This is a genomic window from Streptomyces sp. NPDC033178 (assembly GCF_055577685.1).
The window spans coordinates 1-25,731 of the sequence record NZ_JBVIPT010000036.1 but is presented as its reverse complement, the minus strand read 5'-3'; the positions used below and the strand labels follow the sequence as shown (position 1 = coordinate 25,731).

At 70.6% G+C, this 25,731-nt stretch carries 18 protein-coding genes and 1 tRNA gene; 6 read left to right on the top strand and 13 right to left on the bottom strand.

Translation table 11 applies throughout. From position 1 onward, the window contains the following. Positions 1-10: 10 nt before the first annotated feature. The 3 genes from ACZ5VQ_RS47670 to ACZ5VQ_RS47660 all read right to left on the bottom strand — a co-directional run bounded on the left by ACZ5VQ_RS47670 (position 11) and on the right by ACZ5VQ_RS47660 (position 2,753). On the bottom strand, positions 11-982 hold the full coding sequence (locus ACZ5VQ_RS47670; RefSeq protein ID WP_055617955.1) for a ribose-phosphate diphosphokinase: 972 nt from the start codon (positions 980-982) through the stop codon (positions 11-13). A gap of 121 nt (positions 983-1,103) precedes the next feature. Beyond that, entirely contained in the window at positions 1,104-2,552 is a 1,449-nt protein-coding gene (glmU, locus tag ACZ5VQ_RS47665) for a bifunctional UDP-N-acetylglucosamine diphosphorylase/glucosamine-1-phosphate N-acetyltransferase GlmU (RefSeq protein ID WP_469110476.1), read from the bottom strand. A 129-nt stretch (positions 2,553-2,681) separates the two neighbouring features. Beyond that, positions 2,682-2,753, bottom strand: a tRNA-Gln gene (locus ACZ5VQ_RS47660). Positions 2,754-3,040: 287 nt separating this feature from the next. Here ACZ5VQ_RS47660 and ACZ5VQ_RS47655 point away from each other — a divergent pair. Continuing rightward, a complete protein-coding gene (locus ACZ5VQ_RS47655) occupies positions 3,041-4,369 on the top strand; it encodes a sensor histidine kinase (protein ID WP_362087053.1) in 1,329 nt (442 codons plus the stop codon). 202 nt (positions 4,370-4,571) lie between these two features. Here the strand turns inward: ACZ5VQ_RS47655 and ACZ5VQ_RS47650 are convergent, their stop codons facing one another. After that, a complete protein-coding gene (locus ACZ5VQ_RS47650) occupies positions 4,572-5,084 on the bottom strand; it encodes an SUKH-3 domain-containing protein (protein WP_469110475.1) in 513 nt (170 codons plus the stop codon). A 94-nt stretch (positions 5,085-5,178) separates the two neighbouring features. After that, positions 5,179-5,682 (bottom strand): YwqJ-related putative deaminase, encoded by a 504-nt coding sequence (locus ACZ5VQ_RS47645; protein WP_200396417.1) that lies wholly within the window; start codon positions 5,680-5,682, stop codon positions 5,179-5,181. A gap of 249 nt (positions 5,683-5,931) precedes the next feature. Here ACZ5VQ_RS47645 and ACZ5VQ_RS47640 point away from each other — a divergent pair, with 249 nt between their 5' ends. The 3 genes from ACZ5VQ_RS47640 to ACZ5VQ_RS47630 all read left to right on the top strand — a co-directional run bounded on the left by ACZ5VQ_RS47640 (position 5,932) and on the right by ACZ5VQ_RS47630 (position 11,137). Further along, complete coding sequence (locus ACZ5VQ_RS47640; protein WP_469110474.1) at positions 5,932-6,927, top strand: SMI1/KNR4 family protein; 996 nt, start codon at positions 5,932-5,934, stop codon at positions 6,925-6,927. Between the two features lie 7 nt (positions 6,928-6,934). Continuing rightward, entirely contained in the window at positions 6,935-10,066 is a 3,132-nt protein-coding gene (locus ACZ5VQ_RS47635; protein WP_469110473.1) for an SUKH-4 family immunity protein, read from the top strand. Positions 10,067-10,249: 183 nt separating this feature from the next. Beyond that, on the top strand, positions 10,250-11,137 hold the full coding sequence (locus ACZ5VQ_RS47630; protein ID WP_469110472.1) for a cellulose-binding protein: 888 nt from the start codon (positions 10,250-10,252) through the stop codon (positions 11,135-11,137). A gap of 178 nt (positions 11,138-11,315) precedes the next feature. Here the strand turns inward: ACZ5VQ_RS47630 and ACZ5VQ_RS47625 are convergent, their stop codons facing one another. The 8 genes from ACZ5VQ_RS47625 to ACZ5VQ_RS47590 form a co-directional block, all read right to left on the bottom strand. Next, entirely contained in the window at positions 11,316-12,923 is a 1,608-nt protein-coding gene (locus ACZ5VQ_RS47625) for a sodium/solute symporter (protein WP_362087035.1), read from the bottom strand. Further along, a complete protein-coding gene (locus tag ACZ5VQ_RS47620) occupies positions 12,920-13,393 on the bottom strand; it encodes a DUF485 domain-containing protein (RefSeq protein WP_362087032.1) in 474 nt (157 codons plus the stop codon). The genes ACZ5VQ_RS47625 and ACZ5VQ_RS47620 overlap by 4 nt, the downstream gene beginning before the upstream one ends. Before the next feature lie 341 nt (positions 13,394-13,734). Then, on the bottom strand, positions 13,735-14,034 hold the full coding sequence (locus tag ACZ5VQ_RS47615; RefSeq protein WP_469110471.1) for a DUF397 domain-containing protein: 300 nt from the start codon (positions 14,032-14,034) through the stop codon (positions 13,735-13,737). Next, entirely contained in the window at positions 14,006-14,845 is an 840-nt protein-coding gene (locus ACZ5VQ_RS47610; protein WP_469110470.1) for a helix-turn-helix domain-containing protein, read from the bottom strand. The genes ACZ5VQ_RS47615 and ACZ5VQ_RS47610 overlap by 29 nt, the downstream gene beginning before the upstream one ends. Before the next feature lie 283 nt (positions 14,846-15,128). Further along, on the bottom strand, positions 15,129-17,513 hold the full coding sequence (locus ACZ5VQ_RS47605; RefSeq protein WP_469110469.1) for a hypothetical protein: 2,385 nt from the start codon (positions 17,511-17,513) through the stop codon (positions 15,129-15,131). A 95-nt stretch (positions 17,514-17,608) separates the two neighbouring features. After that, on the bottom strand, positions 17,609-18,280 hold the full coding sequence (locus ACZ5VQ_RS47600; RefSeq protein WP_469110468.1) for a Rid family hydrolase: 672 nt from the start codon (positions 18,278-18,280) through the stop codon (positions 17,609-17,611). After that, complete coding sequence (locus ACZ5VQ_RS47595; protein ID WP_469110467.1) at positions 18,277-19,887, bottom strand: flavin monoamine oxidase family protein; 1,611 nt, start codon at positions 19,885-19,887, stop codon at positions 18,277-18,279. The genes ACZ5VQ_RS47600 and ACZ5VQ_RS47595 overlap by 4 nt, the downstream gene beginning before the upstream one ends. 200 nt (positions 19,888-20,087) lie before the next feature. Beyond that, positions 20,088-21,593, bottom strand: a complete 1,506-nt coding sequence (locus ACZ5VQ_RS47590; protein ID WP_469110498.1) for an MFS transporter — start codon at positions 21,591-21,593, stop codon at positions 20,088-20,090. A 486-nt stretch (positions 21,594-22,079) separates the two neighbouring features. Here ACZ5VQ_RS47590 and ACZ5VQ_RS47585 point away from each other — a divergent pair, with 486 nt between their 5' ends. Beyond that, positions 22,080-22,868, top strand: a complete 789-nt coding sequence (locus tag ACZ5VQ_RS47585; RefSeq protein WP_306938518.1) for an ABC transporter ATP-binding protein — start codon at positions 22,080-22,082, stop codon at positions 22,866-22,868. Continuing rightward, positions 22,865-25,447, top strand: a complete 2,583-nt coding sequence (locus tag ACZ5VQ_RS47580) for an ABC transporter permease (RefSeq protein ID WP_469110466.1) — start codon at positions 22,865-22,867, stop codon at positions 25,445-25,447. Before ACZ5VQ_RS47585 ends, ACZ5VQ_RS47580 begins: the two co-directional genes overlap by 4 nt. Positions 25,448-25,731 lie beyond the last annotated feature (284 nt).

Below are 25,731 nucleotides of genomic sequence, written 5' to 3'. Positions count from 1 at the left end.
TGTTTCCCGTCTACTCGTCGAACAGGCTGGTCACCGAGCCGTCCTCGAAGACCTCGCGCACCGCGTTGGCGATCGTCGGCGCGATCGACAGCACGGTGATCTTGTCGAGTTCCAGCTCGCCCGGGGTGGGCAGCGTGTCCGTGAAGATGAACTCGCTGACCTTGGAGTTCTTCAGCCGGTCGGCGGCCGGACCGGAGAGCACACCGTGCGTGGCCGTCACGATGACGTCCTCCGCGCCGTGCGCGAACAGGGCGTCCGCGGCGGCGCAGATCGTGCCACCGGTGTCGATCATGTCGTCGACCAGGACACAGACCCGGCCCTCGACGTCACCGACGACCTCGTGGACCGTGACCTGGTTCGCGACGTCCTTGTCGCGGCGCTTGTGCACGATCGCCAGGGGCGCGCCCAGGCGGTCGCACCAGCGGTCGGCCACGCGCACGCGGCCGGCGTCGGGCGAGACGACCGTGAGCTTGGAGCGGTCCACCTTGTGGCCCACGTAGTCCGCGAGCAGCGGCAGCGAGAACAGATGATCCACCGGGCCGTCGAAGAAGCCCTGGATCTGGTCGGTGTGCAGATCGACCGTCAGAAGGCGGTCGGCGCCGGCCGTCTTCATCATGTCGGCGATCAGACGGGCCGAGATCGGTTCACGTCCGCGGTGCTTCTTGTCCTGCCGGGCGTAACCGTAGAAGGGCATGATCACGGTGATGCTCCGGGCGGAGGCCCGCTTCAGAGCATCGATCATGATCAGCTGCTCCATGATCCATTTGTTGATCGGAGCGGTGTGGCTCTGGATGAGGAAGCAGTCGGCGCCGCGGGCCGACTCCTCGTAGCGGACGTAGATCTCGCCGTTGGCGAAGTCGAAGGCCTTCGTCGGGACGACCCCGACACCCAGCTGGTGGGCGACCTCCTCGGCAAGCTCGGGGTGGGCGCGGCCGGAGAAGAACATCATCTTCTTCTCGCCGGTCGTCTTGATCCCGGTCACAGCACTGTCTCCTCAGAGGTGTCTCAGCTGGATGTTGAGATGTGTTCTCAGATGCGGTCCCAGCTGGGTGTGCGGGTGTGCATCTATCACGGTACGCCGAGTCCGACCCACCGCTTTCCGGTCAGCTTTCGTCGGCCGACTCCCGGGCAGCCGCCTCCGCCGCTTTCGCGGACGCGCTTCCCGGACGCTTCCGGGCCACCCAGCCCTCGATATTCCGCTGCTGGCCCCGGGCGACGGCCAGTGAACCGGGCGGCACGTCCTTCGTGATGACGGAGCCCGCGGCGGTGTAGGAGCCGTCCCCGACCGTGACAGGCGCCACAAACATGTTGTCCGAACCCGTCTTGCAGTGCGACCCGACCGTGGTGTGGTGCTTGGCCTCGCCGTCGTAGTTCACGAAGACGCTCGCGGCGCCGATGTTCGTGTACTCGCCGATCGTCGCGTCGCCCACGTACGAGAGGTGCGGGACCTTCGTGCCCTCGCCGATCGAGGCGTTCTTCGTCTCCACGTACGTACCCACCTTGGCCTTCAGCCCGAGGCGGGTGCCGGGGCGGAGATACGCGTACGGACCTACGTTCGCCTGGGGGCCGACCTCGGCGCCGTCGGAGACCGTGTTGTCGATCCGGGAGCCCGCGCCCACCCTGGTGTCCTTCAGGCGGGAGTTGGGGCCGACCTCGGCGCCCTCGGCGAGGTGCGTGGCGCCCTGGAGCTGGGTGCCGGGGTGCACGATCGCGTCCTGCTCGAAGGTGACGGTGACGTCGATCCAGGTGGAGGCCGGGTCGACGACGGTGACGCCGGCGAGCATCGCCCGCTCCAGCAGCCGGTCGTTGAGGATGCGGCGGGCCTCGGAGAGCTGGACGCGGTTGTTGATGCCGGCGATCTCGCGGTGGTCGCCCGCCACGGAGGCGCCGACGCGGTGCCCGGCCTCGCGGAGGATGCCGAGGACGTCGGTGAGGTACTCCTCGCCCTGGCTGTTGTCGGTGCGGACCTTGCCGAGCGCGTCCGCGAGGAGCTGTCCGTCGAAGGCGAAGACACCGGAGTTGATCTCACGGATCGCGCGCTGGGACTCCGAGGCGTCCTTGTGCTCGACGATGGCGGTGACCGCGCCGGAGACGCCGTCGCGCACGATGCGGCCGTAGCCGGTGGCGTCCGGGACCTCGGCGGTGAGCACGGTGACCGCGTTGCCGTCGGTGGTGTGGTTGGAGGCGAGGTCGCGCAGGGTCTCGCCGCTGAGGAGGGGTGTGTCCCCGCAGACGACCACGACGGTTCCGTCGATGCCGCCGCCGAGCTCCTCCAGGGCCATCCGCACGGCGTGACCGGTGCCGTTCTGCTCGGCCTGCACGGCGGTCCGTACACCCGGAGCGGTGTCGGTGAGGTGCGCGGTGACCTTCTCGCGGGCGTGGCCCACGACGACCACCAGATGCTCGGGCTCCAACTCGCGTGCGGCGGCGAGTACATGGCCGACGAGAGAACGGCCACAGATGTCGTGCAGGACCTTGGGTGTGGCCGACTTCATACGGGTGCCCTCACCCGCTGCAAGAACGACGACGGCTGCCGGGCGGTTGGCGCTCACGGGGATGCCCTTCGGCTTCGGATGGCTGGGGTGCCTTTGGGGAGTGGACATCCGCAGGATACCGGGGCGTTGTGAGGGAGAAATGGGAGCGGGCCCTGACAGTGCGGTCGGGACCCGGTTCGAGTAGGGCTCCCCCGCCAGGACTCGAACCCGGACAGATGGCACCAAAAGCCACAGTGCTGCCAATTACACCACGGGGGATGGAACTCGACGGGACCGGAGATCCGGTCGGGCTGCCGAGTCGACATCCAACACTATGCCGTACCGGGTGCCTTCGGTGCGACGGTACTTCGACGGTGCCGGGGTGGAGTCGGGGTGGAGTCGGGTGGTGTGGGGCGGGCGTGGGGCGACTCCGGGGCGGCTTGGGGTGGTTCTGGGTTTTCGGCGGATTGCGGCGGGTTTCGTGTCTGTTCGATTACGGCGAGTGGTGTAGGCCAGTACGCGAAACTCACCGGAAAAGCGGCGGGGGGCGACCGTAGGCTGGAGGCATGACCACGACGGGGGAAGACCACACCGCGACCCTGACCGGGCCGTGGTGGTGGGCGAGGTGGCGCAGCGCGGTGCTCGACGGGAGCCTCGCGCTGGTGTCCGCCGTGGAGTGTGCGATCGAGGGGTATCCCTTCGCGGACGCGGCGGGGGTGCCGGTGCCCGCCGGGATGGTGTTCGGGGCCGTGGCCGGGTCCGTGCTGTTGTTCCGGAGGCGGTGGCCCATCGCCGTTGTGCTGGTGTCGATCGCCATCACACCGGCCCAGATGGGGTTCCTGATGGGACTCGTCGGGCTCTACACGCTCGCCGCGTCCGAGATGCCCCGGCGGATCATCGGGGCGCTGGCCGGTATGTCGATGGTGGGCATGCTCATCGTCACGTACGTGCGCGCGCACCAGGGGATGGTGCGGGGCGACCTGCAGATGGTGGGCGACTGGTTCGTGCCTTTCGTGTCCATCACCACCTCGCTCGGGATGACCGCGCCGCCGATTCTGCTCGGGTTGTACGTGGGGGCCAGGCGGCGGCTGATGGAGAGTCTGCGGGAGCGGGCCGACTCCCTGGAGCGGGAGTTGCAGCTGCTGGCCGAGCGGGCCGAGGAGCGGGCGGAGTGGGCCCGTAACGAGGAGCGGACCCGGATCGCCCGCGAGATGCACGACGTCGTCGCGCACCGGGTGAGTCTGATGGTCGTGCACGCGGCGGCCCTGCAGGCCGTTGCGCGCAAGGACCCCGAGAAGGCCGTCAAGAACGCCTCGCTCGTGGGCGACATGGGCCGGCAGGCGCTGACCGAGCTGCGGGAGATGCTCGGGGTGCTGCGTACGGGTGAGGGGGGTTACGGGGGTTCCTCCGTGCGGATGCAGACCGTGCCGCTCGCGGCGGTGGGAGTCGCGGCCGCCGCCGCGGCGTCCCGGGCCGTGGACGAGGACACGGGGGACGGACCCTGCCTCGACGATCTCCAGGAGCTGGTGGGGCAGTCCGCCGCCGCGGGGATGGTCGTCGACCTGTTCGTGGAGGGAGACGCCCGGGGCTACGCGGCGGCGGTGGAGCAGACCGCCTATCGCGTGGTGCAGGAGGCGCTGACCAACGTCCACAAGCATGCGGCGGGGGCGAAGACCCGGGTGCGGGTCGCGCACCGCGGTGCCGAGATCGCCATGCAGGTGGAGAACGGCCCCCCGCCCGAGCCCGGCGCCGCCTCCGACGCACGGCTGCCCAGCGGGGGGAACGGCCTGGTGGGGATGAAGGAGCGGGTCCTGGGCCTCGGAGGCGTCTTCGTCTCCGGCCCGACCGACGCCGGCGGCTTCCGCGTCTCGGCGGTCATCCCGGCGGAGGCGTGAGCGCCACCGGGGTGGCGTGAGCCGGTCCGGGGTGGCGTGAGGCCGGCTGGGGTGAACTGGTCCGGGGTTGACCGGTCTCGGGTTGACCGGTCCGGGAAGTAATCCAGTCCAGAGCGAGGCCGAGCCAGGTCGAGCCGGGACGGGGTGAGTCCGGCCGTGACCGAGTTCGTCGGGCCGCCGGTCGTGGTGAGACCGGGCCGGTTCAGCCGGCCGTCAGGCGTACCGGTTCCAGGCCCGAGACGAGGGTGGTCAGGGCCTGGTCGATGGTGGCGCCCAGGTACCAGTCGCCCGTGTGGTCGAGGGTGTAGGTGCGGCCCTCCGCGTCGATGGCGAGCAGGGCTCTGGTGTCGGACTCCTCGCCCAGCGGGGCCACTTCGCTGTCCAGGGCCCTGCCCAGGTCCACGAGCGTGCGGGCCATGTGGAGGCCGTGCAGGGGGTCCAGGTGCAGCGGGGTCGGGGCGATCTGGCGGCCGGGGGCGGTGACGGGGACGTGGAGACCGCCGAACTCCGCCCAGGCCTCGACCGCCGCCGGGAACACCGAGTGACGGTGACCGGCCGGTGACTCGTGGCTGCGCAGGGCGTCGGCCCAGATCTCGGCCTGCTTTATGTCCCAGCGTCCCGGCTGCCATCCCGCGGAGCGCAGCGCGGCGTCGACCACGGCGGAGAACCGGGTCGAGGTCGGTGTGGGGGAGGGAGAGGTGCGGTCGGTGTGCATCGGACCTTCGCGTTCGTCTGAGCTGCCGCGGCCGTGGTTCGGCGGCTTCTGCAAGGGGCGCCGGTGACGCCCTGTGTGGGGGAAGAGGGGTTTCTCAGTCCCCCGGTGCCGTCGGATCGACGATGCGTACGCCGAAGTGGGCGCTGAGCGCCGTGCAGGAGCGGCAGGGTGGCGCGAAGCTGCCGTGCAGCGGGTCGCCGTCCTCGCGGATGCGGCGGGCGGTGAGTTTGGCCTGCTTGAGGGACTTGCGGGCCTCTCCGTTGGTCATGGGTTTTCGCGCGGCCCGTTTGGAACGGTCCGCGTCCACCGCCGTGATGTGCCGGGAGATGAGGATCACTTCGGCGCAGCGGCCGGTGAAGCGGTCGCGCTGTCCGCTCGTCAGCGTGTCGAGGAAGTCCCGGACCAGCGGGTGGAGCGGCGGCGGCTGGTCGCCCCGGCCCGCCGTGCCGGTGAGCGTCGCGCCCCGTACGGACAGGGCGGCGGCGATGGTCGGAAGTATGCCGTCACGGCGGTGGAGGAGAGTCGGAGTGACTGGCGCCTCGGTGTTGCTCCAGCCCACCCTGGGATCACCAGACCTGCCTGTCTGCGTTGAGTTCATCGTCCTGTTTCCTCCCCTTACCGCATCCCCCGGTGCTCCGACAGAGTGCCAAACTCCGTGGCTGGTGCGGAAGCTGGGGCGTCGCGACACGCACGGTCTTCGCCGCACCGTCACGGCGCGATGACGGCAGGTCACGGAACCGGAGTCCCGCTGACCGGTACGGAACCGGAGGCCCGGTGACCGGTGTCGTTCAACCGCATAGGCTGTCGATATCCGCGATCCTTCAGAACGCCGCAGGGGGCAACCGCCATGACGACAGGTCGGCTCGGGCAACAAGCCGCGCCGCCGAACGCGGCCTACGCCGGGCAGGTCGTGCACTTCCCGGACCCGGTCCGGGCGGCGCGTCACCCGAGAGGTGTGAGTGTCGACGACCGCGGCTATCCCGACTTCTCGTTCTATGCGCGTGCCGCTGCGGAGATCGCCGAGCCGCCCGAGGGCTTCGGGGTCGACGAACTCCGGCTGACGGACTACGTGTCCGCGAACGCGGCCATGGCCGCGGACGGTCATGACCTGTGGGACACCATCCCGTCCGTCGCCACTCCGCACGGCTGGACCTGGCACCACGTGCCGGGGACCCGGCGGCTGGAGCTGGTGCCGGTCGAGGTGAAGGCGCTTCTGCGCCACCACGGTGGACTGGCCACGGCCGCCGTGGACCAGAACAAGCGCGGGACCCGGCCCTTGCAGGAGACCCGGCCCGCGCACTTCGTGCTGCCCAAGGCGGCCGTCGCGGTGACCGAGCAGGAGGTGCTGGGCGTCGAGGAGGACCTCGGGTACCGGCTGCCCGGCGCGTACCGGTCGTTCCTGAAGGCCGCCGGCGGGTGCGCCCCGATGGGGGCCGCGCTCGACGCCGAGCTGGGACTCCTGGTCGACCAGCCGTTCTTCACCGTGCGCGACGAGGCCGCCGTCAACGACCTCGTGTACGTCAACAAATGTCTGCGGGACCACCTCACCAAGGACTATCTGGGCGTCGGTTTCGTCCAGGGCGGCCTGCTGGCCGTGAAGGTCAAGGGCGAGAAGGTCGGGTCCGTGTGGTTCTGCGCGTACGACGACGCCCGTGACCAGGACCTGTGGGCGCCCCCGGAGCGTGTGCAGCGGCTGCTGCTGCCCTGCGGGGACGACTTCGACCAGTTCCTGGCCCGGCTCGCGGGCAATCCGCCCGAGCTGGAGACCGTGGCGAACCTGATGGTGGACGGTGGATTCGCGCGGGCTGTGTCGGTGTCCGCGGTGTCTTCGGTGGGGGAGTGAGCGTCCGATGGTGACCTTCGCGCAGGCGCAGGAGCGCGCGGAAGAGTGGATCAACGGGGATGTGCCCGGCTACCAGCACCGCGAGGTGCGGGTGCGGGAGTTCGAACTCGGATTCGTGGTGTGGGCCGAGGACCGGGCCGAAGGACCGCGGTCCGACGGCGGTGCCCAGCGGCTCGTCATCGCCCGTGACAGCGGCGAGGCCACGCTGTGGCCCTCGCTGCCGGTGGGCGAGGTGATCCGCCGGTACGAGGAGGAGTACGGGCTGCCGGACGCGGCGCCCGATCCGGCGCCCGCGCCTCCCGCGCGCGTCGACCTCAACCAGACGTCCTTCCTGCTGACTCCTCCGGAGTGGCTCCAGGAGGCGGCGGACCGGATGGGCATTCCGGACCGGCGGGACCGGACGTCCGGCGGGGCGTCGGGCGGTTCGTCGGGCGGCGGTTCGCCCCGTCCGTCCGACAGGACTCCGGACAGGGCGTCGGACGGGGCCGGGTCCCGTCCCGCCGCTGCCGCCGCCAGTGACGCGGTTCCGCCCGGCGGTCCTGCCGGTCCCGCCCATGGAGGGGCCGGGGCCGGAGGGGCGATTCCCGAGACGTTGCCAGGGCCCGTCGGTGGCCAGGGGGCAGCCTCCGTTCCCGGTGGCGGTACGTCGTGGCCCGCCGCCGGCGGGGAGGCCTCGGGCGGTTCCGGGGTGCCCGCCGACGCGACGCCGTGGGCCGGGACCGACACCAACGCCGAGACGGGCGACGACCGTTCGGTACCGCTCCCCGCGACCGTGTACGCGCCGCAGATAAGGGACGTCGGGGACGCGGGCGCCGGTGGCAGGCCCTCGGAGCCCGACGCGACACCCGAGGCCAAGACCAAGCTGATCTCGGGCGGCAGCCAGCTTCCGAGCACGGCCGTCGCACCCGCCGTGGGCGGCACGAACGCGCCCTCGTTCCCGCAGGGTCCCGGGGGCCCGGGAGCTCCGGCCGTCCCTGGCGGGCCTGGTCCGCAGGGCACCCCGCCGCCCGGGGCGCCGTCCTCGTACGGCTATCCGCAGGGTCCCGGTGCGCCGGGTACACCCCCGCCGGGGGCGCCGTCCTCGTACGGCTATCCGCAGGGTCCTGGCGCTGGGACGCCGCCTCCGGGTGCGCCCGGTGCTCCCGGTGCGCCTGGTACGCCGCCGCCCGGGGCACCTTCGTCCTATGGCTATCCGCAGGGTTCCGGCGCGGGCGCACCGCCGCCCGGTGCGCCCGGTACGCCGCCTCCGGGTGCTCCCGGTGGTCCCTCGTACGGCTTCCCGCAGGGTGCTCCGCAGTCGCCCGCCGGGCCCAATCCGCCGCAGCCGCCCGCCGGTCCGGGTGCGCCCGGGCGGCCGTTGCCCCCCAACGCCGGTGACATCGCCGACGCCGCCACCAGCAAGGCGCAGGCTCCGCCGCGCGGTGCCCGTGGTTCGGGTGCGGCCGGTACGCCGCCGCCTCCGGGGGCGCCCGGAACGCCCGGCGCGCGGCCGGGTGGTGCGGCTCCCGCGTCCGGTCCCGGTGCGCCGGGGACGCCGGCCGGTGGGTACGTACCGACGCAGCTCGTCTCGCAGCTCGGCCCCGACGGGCCGGGCGGGCCCGGGACCCCGCAGCCTCCTGGAGCCCCGGGTGCCCCTGGCGCTCCGGGTACCCCGGGCGGTACGCCCCCGGGTGGTGTCCACCACGCGGCGACCATGCTCGCCGACCCGAACCAGCCCGGCGCGCCCAAGCCTCCTGGCGCGCCCGGTACTCCGGGTGCCCCGCAGCCTCCCGGTGTGCCCGGCGCACCGGGTGCTCCGGGCGCGCCCAACAACCCCGGCGGTACGCCCGCCGGTGGCGTCCACCATGCCGCGACGATGCTCGCCGGTCCGCCGGTGGGCGGCCCCGGCGCGCCACAGCCTCCGGGTGCTCCGGGTGCTCCGGGTGGGCCAGGGGCTCCCGGCAACCCAGGCGCCCCCGGTGCCGTCCACCACGCCGAGACCATGCTGTCCGGTCCACCGAGCGGTGGCCCGGGCACGGCCCCGCCGCCCCAGGCGCCCCCCGGGATGCCGCCGGGCGCCCCCGGCATGCCGCCGCCCGGTCAGCAGCCCTTCCCCGGGCAGCCCATGCCGGGGCAGCCGATGCCGGGACAGCAGCCCCCGGCCTACGGCTACCCCCAGCAGGCGCAGCCGACCGTCGGCCCCGGCTACCAGGCGGTCCTGCGCTACCGCGCCCAGGACGGGAGCGAGCAGCAGCTCATCCGGCGTTCGGCGCCGGGCACCCCGCACCCGGAGTGGCAGATCCTGCACGAGCTGCGCGCGATGAACGTGCCGCCGCAGCAGGTGCTGGAGCTCCACACGGAGCTGGAGTCCTGTGAGCTGCCCGGCGCGTACTGCGCCCGGATGATCCGGGAGAGCTGGCCGCAGGCACGGATCACCAGCATCGCCTCGTACGGCACGGACCACGCGAGCCGTCAGCAGGGCATGGCCCAACTGCTCGCGCACCAGGGTGAGTTGCACCAGGTCGCGGACGGTCCGGCCCGGCCCGGACCCGTACGGGCGCCGCTGCCGCCGGTGCAGCCCGCGCCGCCGATCCCGCCGGAGGCGATCGGGCAGGAGCTGGCGGCGGCGTTCGGACCGGGGCTGTTCCGGTTCGACCAGGCGGCCGTGTCCCGGCAGGGTGTGCCGCCGATCGTGGCGCACACGCTGGTGGTGGCCGGACTGCCCGTCGACATGAACCCGTTCTTCTGGGCGCAGGCCCAGCCGGGCCGCCCGGTGCCGACGCTCGCCGAACTGGCGCAGGAGCGGGGCGTTCAGCCGTCCGCGGACGCGGGCTCGTACCTCGTCATGGGCAGCGACTTCGGCAAGGCGATCTGTGTCCAGTACGGGACGGCGCACATCGTGGCCGTGCCCGTGGAGGCGGGGCCCGGCGGCGCTTCCGTACCGCCGCAGTTCGTGAACACGGGGCTGCCCGAGTTCACGCGCAGCCTCGCGCTGCTGGGCCGTATGTGGCGCCTCCGCTTCGGGCTCAACCAGGAGCAGGCGGGGCGCTGGACCGTCGACTTCCAGGCGCAGTTGGCCGCCCTCGACCCGGCGGCGCTCGGTTCGCCGGAGAGCTGGTGGTCGGTGCTGCTGGAACAGATGTGGGACGGCTTGCTGTGACGTCGAGTCGCTGAACCCTGCGAACGTCCTGAGAGGGCCGGGCCCGGTCGGTTGACCGGGCCCGGCCCTTTTGCGTCATATTCCTGCCTGACGCAAGTCCGGAGTGTCGCGTTATGAACGCTTCTGCCTGATCCGCCAAGATGTGCGACAAATCATGTCGTACGCCGGAGAGGGGATTCGAGGATGAGCAACGCATCGGTGTCGCCTCATGGCTTCGAGGCCGTACGGGGGCGCGGATACCGTCCCGACCAGGTCGACGCGTACGCCGCGGCGCTCTCCCGGGGGCGTGACGCCGCCTGGGAACGGGCCGCCCGGCTGACCGTCCTGGCCAGGGAGATGGAGACCGAGGCCGACCGGCTGCACGAGGTCGTCGCGGGGCTGGCTCCCCAGACGTACGAGACGCTCGGCGACCGTGCCAGGCGGCTCTTCGAACTGGGCGAGGAGGAGGCCGCGGCCGTGAGCGAGGGCGCGCGGCGGGAGGCCCGGCTGGTCGTGGAGGAGGCCGAGGCGACGGGCGGGCAACTGCGCGCGGCCGCGGGCGCGTACGCCGACGCGGTGCGCGGGGAGGCCGAGGAGCGGATCCGGCACCGGCTGCTCGCCGCGCAGGCCGAGGCCGACGAGATGCGGATCGCCGCGCGGCGCGACGTGAAGGAGAACCGCGGTGAGGCGCTCGCCGCGCTGCGCGAGACGAGACGGCGCAGCGAGATGCTCCTCGCCGAGCAGGAGAAGGAACACGCCGAGCGCTGGGAGCGGGTCGAACGCGAGGCGGCCGAACGGGAGGCGGCGCTCGACGCGCGCCACGAGGAGCGGGCTTCGCGCGCGGCGGCGGAGCTGGCCGAGGCCGAACGGGCTCTCGCCGAGGCCCACGAGTCCACCCGCCATCTCCAGGAGGACGCCGAGGCCCGCGCCGCCGAACTCCTCGCCGAGGCGCGTCTCCACGAGGACCGCATCACCCGCGAAACGGAACGCGTCCTGCGCGAACACGGCGACGAATGGGACGACGTCAGCGCCCACATGACCCACGTCCGCAACAGCCTCACAGCCCTGACGGGCCGAGCGACGGCGGAGTAGCCCAGGGTGCGTTGTCGGCTGCGGCCCGGCGGGGGCGGGCCGCGCAGTTCCCCGCGCCCCTAAAAAGAGGGGGGCGCCCCCTGCTCTTTTCTTTTAGGGGCGCGGGGAACTGCGCGAACAACCCCCACCGGCCCGCAGCCAACACACACGCCTCAGCCCCACCCCTCAGCCCCACCCCTCAGTCCCGCCGCACCGCCCCCGCAAGAATCCACCCCTCCACAGCCTCGTACTGCTTCCGCTGCTCCTCCGCCGCCCCCCGGCCTGAGGCCACCGTGCCGAGCCAGCCGAAGAGGAAGCCCAGGGGGATGGAGACGATCCCGGTCGTGGTGAACGGGAACCAGGTGAAGTCATGGCCGGGGAAGGCCGAAATGGGAGACCCGGACACCAGATTCGTACCGGTCATCAGAACGAGCGTGCTCACCGAGCCGCCGATGAGTGTGCACATCAGCCCGGCACGGGTGTACCGCCGCCAGAACAGGCTGTAGACGAGCGCCGGCGCTATGGCGGACGCGCCGAGGCAGAACGACAGTGTCACCAGCGGCTGCAGGCTGTGGTGCTGGACCAGTGTTGCCAGCAGGATCGCCGGGATGCCGACCGCCGCCGCGGACGCCCGCGCCAGTGTCATCTCCCGGCGCGGCGACAACTGCTTCCTGCCGTGCGCGAAGACGTCATGGGCAAGGGAGTTGGCGCAGGCGAGGATCATCCCGGCGACAGAGGCGAGCACCGTCAGGAAGATCGCCGCCGTGACGGTGGTGAACAGCAGTGTCTCGGCCGTCGAGACGTCCGCCCCGAACGCGGCCCGGGCCCCCAGCAGATACGCCGTGTTGCCCTGCGGGTCCTCCGCCGCGATCGCCTCCCGCCCGATCAGCGCCGTCGCCCCGAACCCGACGACCGTGATGATCAGCACGAACAGCGCCACGGCCGGCACCGCCCAGGACATCGAACGGCGCACCTGACGCGCGCTGCCCGCCGTGTACATGCGCATGGTGATGTGCGGCAGACAGGCCCCGCCCAGCACCACCGTCAGCTCCGAACTGATCATGTCCAGGCGGGGGTTGGGGCCGCCCGCGAACTGCAGCCCCGAGCTCAGGAACGCGGATCCGGCCCCGCTGCTCCGCGCCGCCTGGTCGAACAGGCCGCCGAGGTTCCAGTCGAACTTGTTCAGGATGAGTACGGCGATGACGGCGCCCGAGCCGAGCAGCATCACGATCTTCAGGATCTGGATGAGGGCGGTGCCCTTCATGCCGCCGATCGCCGCGTAGCTGATCATCAGCGCGCCGAGCCCGATGATGCAGCCGGTCTTCAGCCCTTCGCTGGAGAAGCCGAGGATGAACGCCAGCAGGTCGCCGGTTCCGGCGAGCTGGACCAGCATCAGCGGGAGCAGCGCGGCCAGCGTCGCCGCGCACGCCGTGATGCGTACCGCCCGGCCCGGCATCCGCCGTGCCAGCGCGTCGCCCATGGTGAACCGGCCCGCGTTGCGCAGGGGTTCGGCCAGCAGGAACATCAGCAGCATGAGGGAGAGTGCCGTACTGAGGGCGAGTACGACCCCGTCGTACCCGAAGAACGCGATCACACCGCCCGTGCCGAGCACGGTGGCCGCGGAGATGTAGTCGCCCGCGATGGCCAGGCCGTTGCGCATGGGGGAGAGGGAGCCGTACCCCGTGTAGAACTCGTCGAGGTCGTCCCGGTCCGGGCCCGTCATCACGCACAGCAGCAGCGTGATGGTCGCCACGACCGTGAACGCCACGAGCGACATCGCCTGGGCGGAACTGCTGAAACCCGTCATCGGCCGGACTCCGCCCGCTTGGTGTCCAGCTCCGCCTGCTTCCGTATCCGCTCGGCGATCGGATCCACGCCCCGGCGGGCCGTGTACTCGTACAGCGCGATCGCCACGCAGGTGACGGGCATCTGGAACAGCCCCAGCAGCAGGCCGAGGGGCAGCCCGTCGGCCACCTCCCTCGTCATGAACGACGGCGCCGACGCGGACAGGACGAGGAACAGCGTGAAGTAACCGAGCGCGGTCAGCGTCGCCACGCGCCGCTGCCAGCGGTACGCGGTGCGCAGCACCCGCAGGTCGCTGTGGTGCCCCAGAGCGGTGTGGCGATGCCGGTTCGGCTGTCTGGCGGGTTCGGGCTCCGGCTGTTGCGGAGCCCACGGATACGTCGGCTGCGACGGGTATGTCGAGTAGGACGGTGACGAGTTGTGGGGCGGATGGTGCGGTGGAACGGGGTACGACGGGGACGTGTCGTAAGACATCCCGGTTCTCCTTGCGTGGCTCGGGCCCGGTGCGGACCGCAGGGAGCGGGGGGTGAGCGAGGACGCACGCTACTCGCAGGTAGCAGGGCTGCGCGAGCGTTTCACCAAACTGTCTGGTCGGTATGCGCTTACTTCGCTGACCTCGGGTGTTACCGTCGTTAACCACGTTTACGTGGGTAGTGCTTCTGTTCCTGATTTGTCCGTCGCCAACTCGGCGTAGACCAGGGGCAGTTCGGACTCAGCTCGGAGTTTCGGCCACGGGACTGGAGTTCCTCGGCGGGAATCCCCGTACGGGCGGCACGCCATTCCTCATGTCCAGTTGGTGTGCCGCCCGCGAAGCCTCAGTTCATGGTTCGCCCGAGGGCGGTGACGAAGGCCGTCCAGGCGGGGGCGGAGAAGGTGATGGCGGGGCCGCAGGGGTTCTTGCTGTCGCGGACGGGGATGCGGGTGGGGAGGGCGGAGTGGTTCACTTCGAGGCAGTCGCCGCCGCTTTCGCCGCTGTATGTGGACTTGCGCCAGGCCGCGTACGAGGCGGGGTCGGTGACTTCCAGGCAGGAGCCGCTGCTTCCGCCGCTGTGGGTGGATTTGCGCCAGGAGGTCAGCACTGAGGCGTCAGGGATGCTGTGCTCGTTGCGCTTCATGCTCATAATCCTCCGCGACGGCCCTGAGGAGGTCCAGGGATTTACGGTGCGACAGGGAGTCGCCCAGCACATGATCGTAGATCTCCTGGCAATCGCGTACCACCGACGGAAGCTCCAGGATCCGCCCGCTGTTCACTCCCTCCGCATACGCGATGGGCGGCAGTTCCGCGAACCACATAAGCGTGAGGAAGCCCTCCTGCAGAGGGTGCGCGCCTGCGGAAAAGGGGAGTACGTGCACGCGGATACGACGGCTCTCGCTCAACTCCACAATGTGACGGAGCTGTTCGCACATCACCTCGTTCTCGCCAACCACACGCCGAAGCACTGCCTCGTCGAGCATCGCGCAGACCTCGGGCGAGTGGAAGTTGTCGAGAATCCGGGCTCTTTCGAGTCGGGTGGCCAGGAGTTTGTCACGCTCCTCGTCGCTCGTGCGCGGATAGGCGGAACTGAGCACCTCGTACGCGTACGCCTTGGTCTGCAAGATGCCTGGCACCAGTGTCGGTGCGTACTCCTTGATTACCGTCGCCTTGCCCTCGAACTCCAGCGCCTCCTTGAAGTGTTCCGCCACCTTCCTGCCATCCAGCGTCGGCAGAAACCGTACGAAGAACCCACCCGTGCCCAGCACTTGATCCAGCCGCCGCGCGTCATCCACGTCCGGCCGTCGCCGCCCCGCCTCGATGTGGGCGATGTGCGTGCGTGACATCACCGCCCGCTGGCTCAGCTCCTCCTGCGTGAGGCCCGCCGCCTCGCGGAGCCGCCGCAGCTCCTCGCCGTACTTCACCCGAGACTGCGGATTGTCCTCGATCGCCATGTGTGCAACTCCCGTACGTGCAGGTTTGCTTGTCACGCTCCGCTATCTGTCGAGCGTACCCACGGTGACGCCACTCTGTGTCCTGATCGACACAGACAGTGAAAGGCGGCGGCAGTGGCAGCGACGGATGAGAAGGCCCCCGGCCCGTACATCACCCTCCGGGTCTCCCGGGACAGCGGACGGACCTGGGGCCCGCGCGTGACGTACGAGCCCGCGCGGGAGGCCCCGCCGATCGAGTCGCCGACGCGTTACCCGCTGTGCCAATGCCCCAAGTGCGGCCCGCTTACTTGAGTTGGACCAGCGACACCGACGGCGGCACCTCGTCGCCGTCGAGGGTCGCCGTGAACGCGAGGTGGTGGTCGGTCCGGCGCTTCACCCCGCCGGCCGCCGTGACGGTGAAGTCGACCGTCTTACGTCCCTGGGGTGGGACCTCGACCTGGGTCGGACCCTCCGCCCGTGCCGACCAACCTCCGGTGGGACGCGGCGCGTTCACGATCACCGTCCGTGAGGTGGAGGTGAAGTTGTAGACGTCCAGGGACATTCGGGTGCGGCGTGACAGGCGGTAGCCCAGCGGGGGTTCCGCGTCGCCGTTGTCCTTGTTGGGGGCGGCGTTGCGGGCGGAGTAGCGCTGGCTCAGGACAATGTGTTCGGCGGGGGAGAGGGGAGGGCGGTGGTGTGGGGCCGGGCGCTGCTCGCGAGGGGCGCCCTCGACGACCGCGTACACCGGGTCCCGGGAGACGGTCACCGTGTCTGCGCCCGTCGTCGCCCGCCTGCCCATCACGTCGTACACAGTCGCCCCCGGGACCGGCACCCGTACCGGCTCCGCCGCCCAGAGCACCCTCACCGACTCGCCCCGGCCCGAGTCGAATTCGAAGCCGACGGCCCCGGCGGGCAGCCCGCTCACCGCTCCGACGAAGTGCGCCTCGCCCAGCAACGACGTCAGCGCCGCGCACGCGCTGTACGCGGGCAGCGGCTGGAACTCCCGGCTCAGCAGCCCGAAGTACACGCCGTCGTCGTGGAGCGGCGGACCCGCGAACCAGAACTGCCTGGCGTTCCCCGCTGCCAGCCCCTGCACCATCGAGCGGACCAAGTAGCGTGCCTGGACGGCTTGTTGGGCGGGTGTGAGATCGACGCCCGGCCGCACCGGGAAGAACGCGCCGCACTCCGTCATCCACCGCGGTACGTCATCCGCACCGAGCCGCTCGGCCAGCTCGCGCTGCTCGTCCGCCGCCCCCGGGAAGGCCGGTTCGTCCTGCTCGGCCGGGTCCGGGTAGCCGTGGAACGCCCACACGTCCGCGTACCGTACGACGTCGTTCGCCAGCAGGAGGTCCTGGAAGTGGCCCGCCTGCGCGATGCCCGGCAGGACGACGAGAGGTGGGTCGGGGGTGTCCGCGATGCCCAGTGCCGCCGCCTTCACGAAGGCCGCGTGGGCATCGCCGGTGCTGCTGGTGACGTCCACGTCGGGCTCGTTGGAGAGCTGGATGGCGGCGGGGTGGCCGGAGGCCAGGCGGCGAGCGTAGCGGTACGCGTGGCGCAGGTCCGCCGGGAGGGGCAGCGAGGCGGCCGTCATGGCCCACTCGGGAGCCGGCGAGATGACCTCCAAAGGAGACAGGCCGTGGCGGCGCATCGTCCGCGTGACCCGGTCGTGGTGTTCCGTGTCGTACGTGCCCGGTGTCGGCTCGGCCGCGGGCCATGCCTGGCCGTCCCGTATCCAGCCCGCGCCCATGTCCCGCATCGCGGCGGCGAAGGCGTCCAGGCGGGAGGGGGGTACGAGGGAGGTGGCCCAGACGTTGACGCCGAAGCGGTTGGCGGGGCCGGTGACGGCGGGACGCGGGGGAAGACAGGCGAAGTGGCCCGTCGTCTCGGCGGCCTCGACCCGGTAGTTGCCCGGGGGGAGTTCAGGCAGGGCAACGATCGCGGTCGTCTCTCCGGTCGCGACCGTCGCGTACCCCTCGGAGGCCCGATTTCCGAAGTAGTCGGTGACGCTGTAGCGCACGCGGTGTGGTTGGGCGGCGCTGCCGTCGAGTCGTAGGCGCAGGTGCGCGAGCTCTCCGTGCCGGTACGTGCCCCGTTCGCCCACTGACACCTCGCGGAGCCCCGCCCCCTTCCGCCGCCTCAGCGTGAAGCGGTCCAGCGAGAGTGCGTACGCCGTCCCGGCCTCCCGGACCGTCGGCTCGGTCACCCGGAACGTCAACGTGTTGTCGCCGCCCCGGAGTTCGAGTTCTCCGAGGTCGAGGACGGAGAGGTCGCCCCAGGCGGGTTTCGACTCGTACCAGTACGGCTGGGAGCGGGCGGTTTCCGTGAACGGGCCGTTGTTCAGGGAGAGTTGGAGGTACGAGGCCGTTGTCTCGGTGTGCGGTACCTCGACCGGGGAGGTTGCGACGGCGGTCAGCGCGTACAGGCCGGGCTGCGGGGCGTGTACGACGTATGTCGCGTACCAGCCCGCCCGCGGGGGCTTCTTGGTGGTGGCCAGGGCCAGGTATCTGCCTCCGGACGCGCGGCGGTCCCGTACGACCGGGATGTTGGTCCGTGTCGCCGCCTCGCCCTGGACCGTGAGCACCGCGGCTGCCCTCGAAGTGCCTTGTGCCCGTGCCGGGTTCAGCCCCGTCGCCGACACCGCGGTCGTCAGGAGGCCCGCCTTCATCGCCGTACGCCTGTTGAAGCCCATCGCTCAAGGACACACGGGCGGGGCTGTGGTCCGCCTCCTGCGGGAGGCGGACCGTACCCGGACAGGGTCTCAGGGGCAGGCCTCAGGGATGCCGGCTATCGCTTCTTGTACCTCGCCGTCACCTCGACCTCGACGAGCCAGCCCGGGACGGGCAGCGAGGCGACCTCCACCGACACCCGGGCCGGGCGTGCGTTGTTGGCGAGCAGCGGGGCCTTGGCGGGTGAGGTGCCCATGGGGACCGGGACGACCTCGTGCGACTTCAGGTCGATGTTGGCGAAGTACTGCCGGTACGCGCGGTTCCAGCCCGCGTAGTCGGCGATCTCCGTGCCCGGCGGATTGGAAAGATAGGCCTTCATCGTGATGACGTCGGCCGGGGTCAGGCCCGCGGCCTCCAGGTTGGTCTTGATGTTGCGCAGGACGACGAGGGCCTGGGCCTCGGTGATCGTGACGCCCGTGGCGCCCTCGGTGAGCGAAGGGTCGGTGTACCGCTCGGGCGTGCCCTCCGGTGCGCTGGGGTTGAGCGCGGTCGGGCCGAGGCCGCTGCCCTGGTAGACGGCCACCTCGCCGCCTGTCGCCACGCCGTTCGCGATGGCCGGGTTGGTCTGCCCCTCGGGCAGCATCACGCGTACCGTCTTCGGGCCGGGCGACCACCAGCCCTGGGCGTCGGCCAGCGTGACGGAGCCGCTCAGGAACGCGCCCGTCAGCGCCGTGGCGGCAAGGATCTGCGTACGCCGCTTCATGCGCTTCATCTGCCTCATCTGCTTCATGCGGCCATCACCCTTTCGTGGATGTCTGTCACGACCTTGCGGGCCGAGGTGAACGCACCGTGCTGCCAGGCGATGACATGGCTGAGCCAGTCGCCGGCGAAGTAGACATGTCCTGCGGGCTTGTTCAACAGCCTGTATTCCGGGCCGGTCTGCGAGGGCCAGCCCACCCAGCCGGCCTCGATGTGGGGCGTGCGGTGCCAGGCCACGCTGAAGGAGCGGTCGAGTTCGGTGCGGTACTTCTCGCCGTGGATCCTGACGCCACGGCTCACCGCCCGCTGCACGCGCTCGGCGTGCGGCAGGTCGCTGTAGGCGATGGCGTTGGCGCCGAAGTTGTAGTAGCCGATGAGCGTGCCGCGGCGGCCCTGGTAGCCGTACGAGGGATACCAGATGGTGGCCAGGTCGGTGTCGGTCGGCGTGATGCCGCCGTAGATGTGCTCGTCCGTCTCCCACCAGCGGCTGCGGTACTCGAGCCCCACCTTGCCGACCGGCGTCGCGACGGGGTACTTCAGCGCCGCGGTGATGTCCGCGCCAAGGTTGTGCTTGATGCGGGCCATGACCATGGGCGGGACCGCCGCCACGACGAAGTCGGCGCGGCGGCTGCGGGTTCGGCCCGTCGCGTCCTTGTAGACGACCTCGGCACCGTCGGGGAGGTCCTTGACCTCCGTCGCCTTGGCGCCGTAGATGATCCGGTCCTCGCCGATCGCCTTCGCCAGCGCGTACGGGATCGCGTCCATCCCGCCGATCGGCTGGAACATCAGCATGGCCTGGTCGTAGCCGAACTCGAAGGAGAAGCGCTGCCCGACGCCGCTCCCGATGACGTCCGACAGCGAGGGCACCGGGCCGAGCACGGTGCCCTCCTCGAAGGCCGCACCCGGCTCGACCGAGTAGCCGCGCCGGTCGGAGCCCGTGTAGGCGAAGCCGTCGGCCTTGCCCTTGATGGCACCGAAGTTCTGCAGGAACGCGATCAGCCGCTCCTTGTCGGCGGCGGTGAGATCCTTGTCCAGGGCTCCCTGGTCGGTGGCCTTGGCGAGCAGCTCGGAGACATATCCGTAGGCGTCGGCCTTCGCGGTGCGCCAGCGGATCGGTTTGCCCGCCAGGGCGGCGCTGTTCTCGTGGTAGATGTACGCGTTGGCGTTCTGATTGGTGAACACCTCAAGCGGGACGCCCAGTTCACGGCAGTACTCGAGCGTGACATGGGACTGCGGCAGCCGGGCCGGGCCCGCGTTCATGTACTGGCCCTTGGAGAAGGACGCCGTCTGGGTGCGCCCGTCCAGGTCGGTCAGCGTGGTGCCGCCGCGGACCGTCCAGTTGCGGCCACCGGGGCGGTCCTTCGCCTCCAGGATCCGGCAGTCGTAACCGGCCTTGCCCAGCTCGTACGCGGTCGCCAGGCCGGCTATGCCGCCGCCGAGTATCAGGACCTTCTTGCCGTTCCTGCCGCTCTGTCCGGTGAGCGTGAAGTCGCTCTTCCGGGGCGGCCGGTACGCCTCCGCCCGTGCTTCCGGGACCGGGGCCAGCCCCAGCGCGCCCATCGCCGAGTAGAGCATTCCGGCGCCGCCCGCGACTCCGACGGATCTCAGGAAGTTGCGTCTGGATGCTTCGTGGGTCATCAATGTCTCCTCACCCGCAGCCCTCGGCCCGCGACTTGCGTGGGCTGGGCACATCGTCCGATCGAACCCGGCCACGTGGGGGGTGAGTTGCTGGTGAGCCGGAAGGTGCTCCACGAGCCTCGTTCAGGACTGTTACAGCGCTATGCCGATGACATATCGGTGACATGAGCACGTACGGAGTACGTGCGGAGACCGCGCCCTCAGTCCTCCGGGTCCTTGATCACCGGGAAGCGCCTCGGCGCCACGAACAGCAGGACCAGGAAGGCGAGTCCGGCCGCGCAGGCCGCGCCGAAGTAGACGGAGTGGACGGCCTCCGCGACCGCTCGGCGTACGTGCTCGCCGGGGGTGCCCGAGTCGAGCGCCTTGGTCACCGAGTCCAGGTCGCCCGCGCCGCCGAGCCGGGCGGTCAGTACCCCGTTGGCGACCGCGCCGAAGAGGGCGGCGCCGATCGTCTGGCCGGTCTGGCGGCAGAAGAGGATGGAGGCTGTCGCCGTACCGCGTTCGTTCCACTCGACGGTCGACTGCACGCCGATGATCAGCGGGAGTTGGAAGAGCCCGAGCGCGCCGCCGAGCAGGAGCATCAGGAGCGTGGGCTGCCAGGCCTCGCCGGGGTACGGGAGGAAGGGGAAGGCGAACAGGATCAGCGTGGCCGTGCCGATGCCGAGCATCGCCGTGTTGCGGAAGCCGATGCGACGGTAGACGTGCTGGCTGAGGGCCGCCGAGACCGGCCAGCTCAACGTCCATACGGAGAGTACGAATCCGGCGGTGATCGGGGCGAGTCCGAGCACCGACTGCGCGTATGTCGGGAGGAAGACCGTCGGGGCGACCATCAGGAGGCCCAGTGCGCCGAGTGCCAGGTTCACGGCGGCGATGGTGCGGCGGCGCCAGACCCAGCCGGGGATGATCGGTTCGGCGGCCCGGCGTTCGATGAGGACGAGAGCGGCGATCAGGACAAGTCCCGTACCGAACAAGGCCATTGAGGGCGGCGAGAGCCACGGCCAGGCCACCCCGCCCTGCACCAGCGCCGTCAGGAGTACGCCGCCGCAGGCGAAGACCGTGAGCGCGCCGGCCCAGTCGATGCGGGGGCGATCGGTGGTCCTTCGTTCGCGCTGGGGCTCGTGGAGGTGGCGGATCAGCAGCCAGAGGGCGACCGCGCCGAGCGGCAGGTTGATGAGGAAGATCCAGCGCCAGTCGGCGTAGGCGGCGAGCACCCCGCCGAGCGCCGGGCCCGCGACCGCCGAGGTGGCCCAGACCGTGGACAGCTTGGCCTGGATCTTGGGGCGTTGTTCGAGCGGGTAGAGGTCGGCCGCGAGGGTCTGGACCGTGCCCTGGAGGGCGCCGCCGCCGAGGCCCTGGACGACCCGGAAGGCGATCAGCGCGGCCATGTTCCAGGCGACCGCGCAGAGCAGGGAGCCGAGGAGGAAGAGGATCGAGCCGGCGATCAGCACCGGCTTGCGGCCGAAGGTGTCGGAGAGCTTGCCGTAGACGGGCAGGGTGACCGTCACGGCGAGCAGATAGCCGGAGAACAGCCACGAGAAGACGGAGAAGCCGCCCAGGTCGCCGACGATCTGCGGGACGGCCGTCGACACGATCGTGGAGTCGAGTGCGGCCAGGCCCATGCAGAGCATGAGGGAGGCGACGACGGCTCGGCGGCCGCGGGCCCCGGCCCGCACGGCGGCGGGCTCGTCCTCCTTCGCGGCGGATATCTCGGTGTCTTCCCCCTGGCCCACTGGATTCCTTCCCCCTGCACCTATCTGCCGGAAGCCACTCTCCCACTTGATCCTCACGTCGGGGGAGGGCGGACGCTGACCGGGGCTGGTGGGTGGAGGCGTCCCTGAGAGGGGGTCCACCGAAGGGTGGAGATCCCCTAGGGGGCTCTCCGTACTACGGCCCGGGGAGGGTTCGTACCGCCGGAGGAGGAGAGGGGCGAAACCGCTCCTTAACCTGGCTTTATGCCGCTGGGGGGCGGCGTACCGCACCTGCCGGGGTGGGGTTTACCCCAGCAGAAGACTGCGCTGGGCACCAGCGCGGTGGACCACCCGCCGCCACCAGACTTATCGCTGTAACCGCACGGCGTGAACGAACACCGTCACCGCACGGTGTGAACGAACACCGCACGACGCGACCGCACGACATACACGACAACCGCAGATCCCGTCGTCCTCAAGGGCGTCCGACTTAGGAGACATACCGTGACATCGGCTGTAACCATTCCCAGGCACGGCAGCACTGGAGGACGTACGGCCGTCGCGGCACGGGCGCGGCAGGTCGTGAAGGCGTACGGGTCCGGTGAGACCCGCGTCGTCGCCCTCGACCAGGTCGACGTGGACATCGCACGCGGCCAGTTCACCGCGATCATGGGCCCCTCGGGCTCCGGCAAGTCCACGCTGATGCACTGCCTCGCCGGACTCGACACCGTCTCCTCCGGGCAGATCTTCCTGGACGAGACCGAGATCACCGGCCTCAAGGACAAGAAGCTCACGCAGCTTCGCCGGGACCGTATCGGCTTCATCTTCCAGGCGTTCAACCTGCTGCCGACGCTGAGCGCGCTGGAGAACATCACGCTCCCGATGGACATCGCGGGCCGCAAGCCGGACAAGGGCTGGCTGGCCCAGGTCGTGGAGACCGTCGGGCTCAAGGACCGGCTCAAGCACCGGCCCAACCAGCTCTCCGGAGGCCAGCAGCAGCGCGTCGCCGTGGCCCGGGCACTGGCCGCCCGGCCCGAGATCATCTTCGGTGACGAGCCGACCGGAAACCTCGACTCCCGCGCCGGCGCCGAGGTGCTGGGCTTCCTGCGCCGCTCGGTCGACGAGCTCGGCCAGACCATCGTGATGGTCACGCACGACCCGGTGGCCGCCTCGTACGCGGACCGTGTGCTGTATCTCGCCGACGGCCGGATCGTCGACGAGATGTACCGGCCCACCGCGGACGCCGTCCTCGACCGCATGAAGGACTTCGACGCCCGGGGGCGCACGTCATGACCGTCTTCAAGACCTCGATGCGCAACTTCTTCGCGCACAAGGGGCGGATGGCCCTCTCGGCCGTCGCCGTCCTGCTCTCGGTGGCCTTCGTGTGCGGCACGCTCGTCTTCACCGACACGATGAACACGACCTTCGACAAGCTCTTCGCGACGACCTCGGCCGACGTCACGGTCTCCCCCAAGGCGGCCAAGGCCGACGACACCCCGCAGAACGGCAAGCCGGAGTCGCTGCCCGCGTCGACCGTCGCCCGGGCGCAGAAGGCACAGGGCGTCAAGTCGGCCGAGGGCGCGGTCAGTTCGATGAACGTGACCGTCGTCAACAGCAAGAACAAGAACATGGGGTCCAGCACCGGCGCCCCGACGATCGCGGGCAACTGGACGAAGAACGACCTGCGTTCGATGGAGATCACCTCCGGGCACGCCCCGCGCGGGCCCACCGAGGTGATGGTCGACGCCGACACCGCGGACAAGCACGACCTCAAGATGGGTGACGAGCTGCGCACCATCGCCGTCACCGGTGACTTCAAGGCGAAGATCGTCGGCATAGCCACCTTCAAGGTGACCAACCCCGGTGCCGCCGTCGTCTACTTCGACACCGCCACCGCACAGCGCGAACTGCTCGGCTCCACCGGCCGGTTCACGCAGATCAACGTCTCGGCGGCGCAGGGCGTCACCGACACGCAGCTCAAGCAGAACGTCTCCACGGCGCTCGCCGGTGCCGAGAAGGCCACCGGGGCGTACAAGATCCAGACGCAGAAGGAGTTCTCGGACGAGAACCGCGAGGGCATCGGCGAGTTCATGAACGTCATCAAGTACGCCATGCTCGGCTTCGCCGGAATCGCCTTCCTGGTCGGCATCTTCCTGATCATCAACACCTTCTCGATGCTGGTCGCCCAGCGCACCCGTGAGATCGGCCTGATGCGGGCGATCGGCTCGTCCCGCAAGCAGGTCAACCGGTCCGTGCTGGTCGAGGCGCTGTTCCTCGGCGTCATCGGCTCGATCCTGGGTGTCGCCGCTGGTGTCGGAATCGCGATCGGCCTGATGAAGCTCATGTCGATGGCGGGCATGAACCTCTCCACCGCCGACCTGACGGTGAAGACCACGACCCCGGTCATCGGCCTGGTCCTCGGCGTCGTCGTCACGGTGCTCGCCGCCTATCTGCCCGCCCGCCGCGCGGGCAAGGTCTCCCCGATGGCCGCGCTGCGCGACGCCGGTACGCCGGCCGACGGCAAGGCCGGCTGGATCCGGGGCATCATCGGCCTCCTCCTCACGGGAGCCGGCGGCGCCGCGCTCTTCACGGCGGCCGGCGCCGACAAGGCCGCGGACGGCTCGTTGATGCTCGGCGCCGGTGTGGTGCTCTCGCTGATCGGGTTCGTCATCATCGGCCCGCTGCTCGCCGGCGTCGTGGTCCGGGCCATCAGCGCGGTCCTGCTGCGCGGCTTCGGACCCGTGGGACGACTGGCGGAGCGGAACGCGCTGCGCAACCCGCGCCGCACCGGCGCCACCGGCGCGGCCCTGATGATCGGCCTCGCGCTGGTCGCCTGCCTCTCCGTGGTCGGCTCCTCGATGGTGGCCTCCGCGACCGAGGAGCTCGACAAGTCGGTCGGCACGGACTTCATCGTCCAGGGCAACCAGCGGATCGTGCCGCAGGCCCAGAAGGCCATCGAGTCGACGCCGGGGCTGGAGCACGTCACCAGCTACAAGGAGGTCGAGGCCAGGTTGACCTCGCCCGACGGCAAGACCGAGGACAGCAGCGTGACGGCCGCGGACCCGACGTACGCGAGCGACCTGCGCCGCGAGACGACCGCCGGTGACCTGTCGGCGGCCTACGGCAAGGACGCGATGGCGCTCGGCTCCGACTACGCCAAGAAGCACGGCGTGAAGGTCGGCGACACGATGACCGTCGCCTTCAAGGGCGGCCAGACCGCCAAGCTGAAGGTCGCGGCGATCACGAACGACGACGTGGCCATCGACAAGGGCGCGCGGTACATGAGCATCGCCACGATGGAGAAGTACGTCCCGGCCGACAAGATCCCGCCGAACGACATCATGTTCGCCACGGCCAAGGAGGGCCAGGAGAAGACGGCGTACACGGCCCTGAAGAAGGCCCTGGACCCGTACCCGCAGTACCAGGTACGTGACCAGACCGACTACAAGCAGGAGCTCAAGGACCAGATCGGCCAGCTCCTGAACATGGTCTACGGCCTGCTGGCCCTCGCGATCATCGTGGCGGTCCTGGGTGTCGTGAACACCCTGGCGCTGTCGGTGGTGGAGCGGACCCGCGAGATCGGCCTGATGCGTGCCATCGGCCTCTCCCGCCGCCAGCTCCGCCGCATGATCCGCCTGGAGTCGGTCGTCATCGCCCTCTTCGGAGCGCTGCTCGGCCTCGGCCTGGGCATGGGCTGGGGCGCCACCGCCCAGAAGCTCCTCGCCCTGGAGGGCCTGAAGGTCCTGGAGATCCCCTGGCCGACGATCATCGGCGTCTTCATCGGCTCGGCCTTCGTGGGACTGTTCGCCGCGCTTGTGCCCGCGTTCCGGGCGGGTCGCATGAACGTGCTGAACGCGATCGCGACGGAATAGCCGCGGCAGCGGCGGCCGCCGTCCCTTCCGCCGCCGTCACCGCCCCAGAGCCACCGTGGACGGGGGTCACGGGGGAAGAGGGAGCCCGGCACCGGCGAGTCTCCGGACTCGCGGGTGCCGGGCTCCGGCGTGCGGCGGCTTTTGACGCGGGGATGTTCTCGCCCCCGCCGCCCCTACCCGTTCCCGTCCCTGGGGGCTGCGCCCCCAGACCCCCCTTTCGGCCTGAACGGCCTCGTCCTCAAACGCCGGACGGGCTGAAAATCAGCCCCTCCGGCGTTTGAGGA

What these genes read in the sequence shown, in the direction of transcription:
- ACZ5VQ_RS47655 (WP_362087053.1), top strand. Translation starts at nt 3,041, where the DNA reads ATGACCACGACGGGGGAAGACCACACCGCGACCCTGACCGGGCCGTGG.
- ACZ5VQ_RS47615 (WP_469110471.1), bottom strand. Translation starts at nt 14,034, where the DNA reads ATGAAGCGCAACGAGCACAGCATCCCTGACGCCTCAGTGCTGACCTCC.
- ACZ5VQ_RS47650 (WP_469110475.1), bottom strand. Translation starts at nt 5,084, where the DNA reads ATGCACACCGACCGCACCTCTCCCTCCCCCACACCGACCTCGACCCGG.
- ACZ5VQ_RS47610 (WP_469110470.1), bottom strand. Translation starts at nt 14,845, where the DNA reads ATGGCGATCGAGGACAATCCGCAGTCTCGGGTGAAGTACGGCGAGGAG.
- ACZ5VQ_RS47645 (WP_200396417.1), bottom strand. Translation starts at nt 5,682, where the DNA reads ATGAACTCAACGCAGACAGGCAGGTCTGGTGATCCCAGGGTGGGCTGG.
- ACZ5VQ_RS47595 (WP_469110467.1), bottom strand. Translation starts at nt 19,887, where the DNA reads ATGACCCACGAAGCATCCAGACGCAACTTCCTGAGATCCGTCGGAGTC.
- ACZ5VQ_RS47630 (WP_469110472.1), top strand. Translation starts at nt 10,250, where the DNA reads ATGAGCAACGCATCGGTGTCGCCTCATGGCTTCGAGGCCGTACGGGGG.
- ACZ5VQ_RS47640 (WP_469110474.1), top strand. Translation starts at nt 5,932, where the DNA reads ATGACGACAGGTCGGCTCGGGCAACAAGCCGCGCCGCCGAACGCGGCC.
- ACZ5VQ_RS47625 (WP_362087035.1), bottom strand. Translation starts at nt 12,923, where the DNA reads ATGACGGGTTTCAGCAGTTCCGCCCAGGCGATGTCGCTCGTGGCGTTC.
- ACZ5VQ_RS47635 (WP_469110473.1), top strand. Translation starts at nt 6,935, where the DNA reads ATGGTGACCTTCGCGCAGGCGCAGGAGCGCGCGGAAGAGTGGATCAAC.
- ACZ5VQ_RS47620 (WP_362087032.1), bottom strand. Translation starts at nt 13,393, where the DNA reads ATGTCTTACGACACGTCCCCGTCGTACCCCGTTCCACCGCACCATCCG.
- ACZ5VQ_RS47600 (WP_469110468.1), bottom strand. Translation starts at nt 18,280, where the DNA reads ATGAAGCAGATGAGGCAGATGAAGCGCATGAAGCGGCGTACGCAGATC.
- ACZ5VQ_RS47580 (WP_469110466.1), top strand. Translation starts at nt 22,865, where the DNA reads ATGACCGTCTTCAAGACCTCGATGCGCAACTTCTTCGCGCACAAGGGG.
- ACZ5VQ_RS47605 (WP_469110469.1), bottom strand. Translation starts at nt 17,513, where the DNA reads ATGGGCTTCAACAGGCGTACGGCGATGAAGGCGGGCCTCCTGACGACC.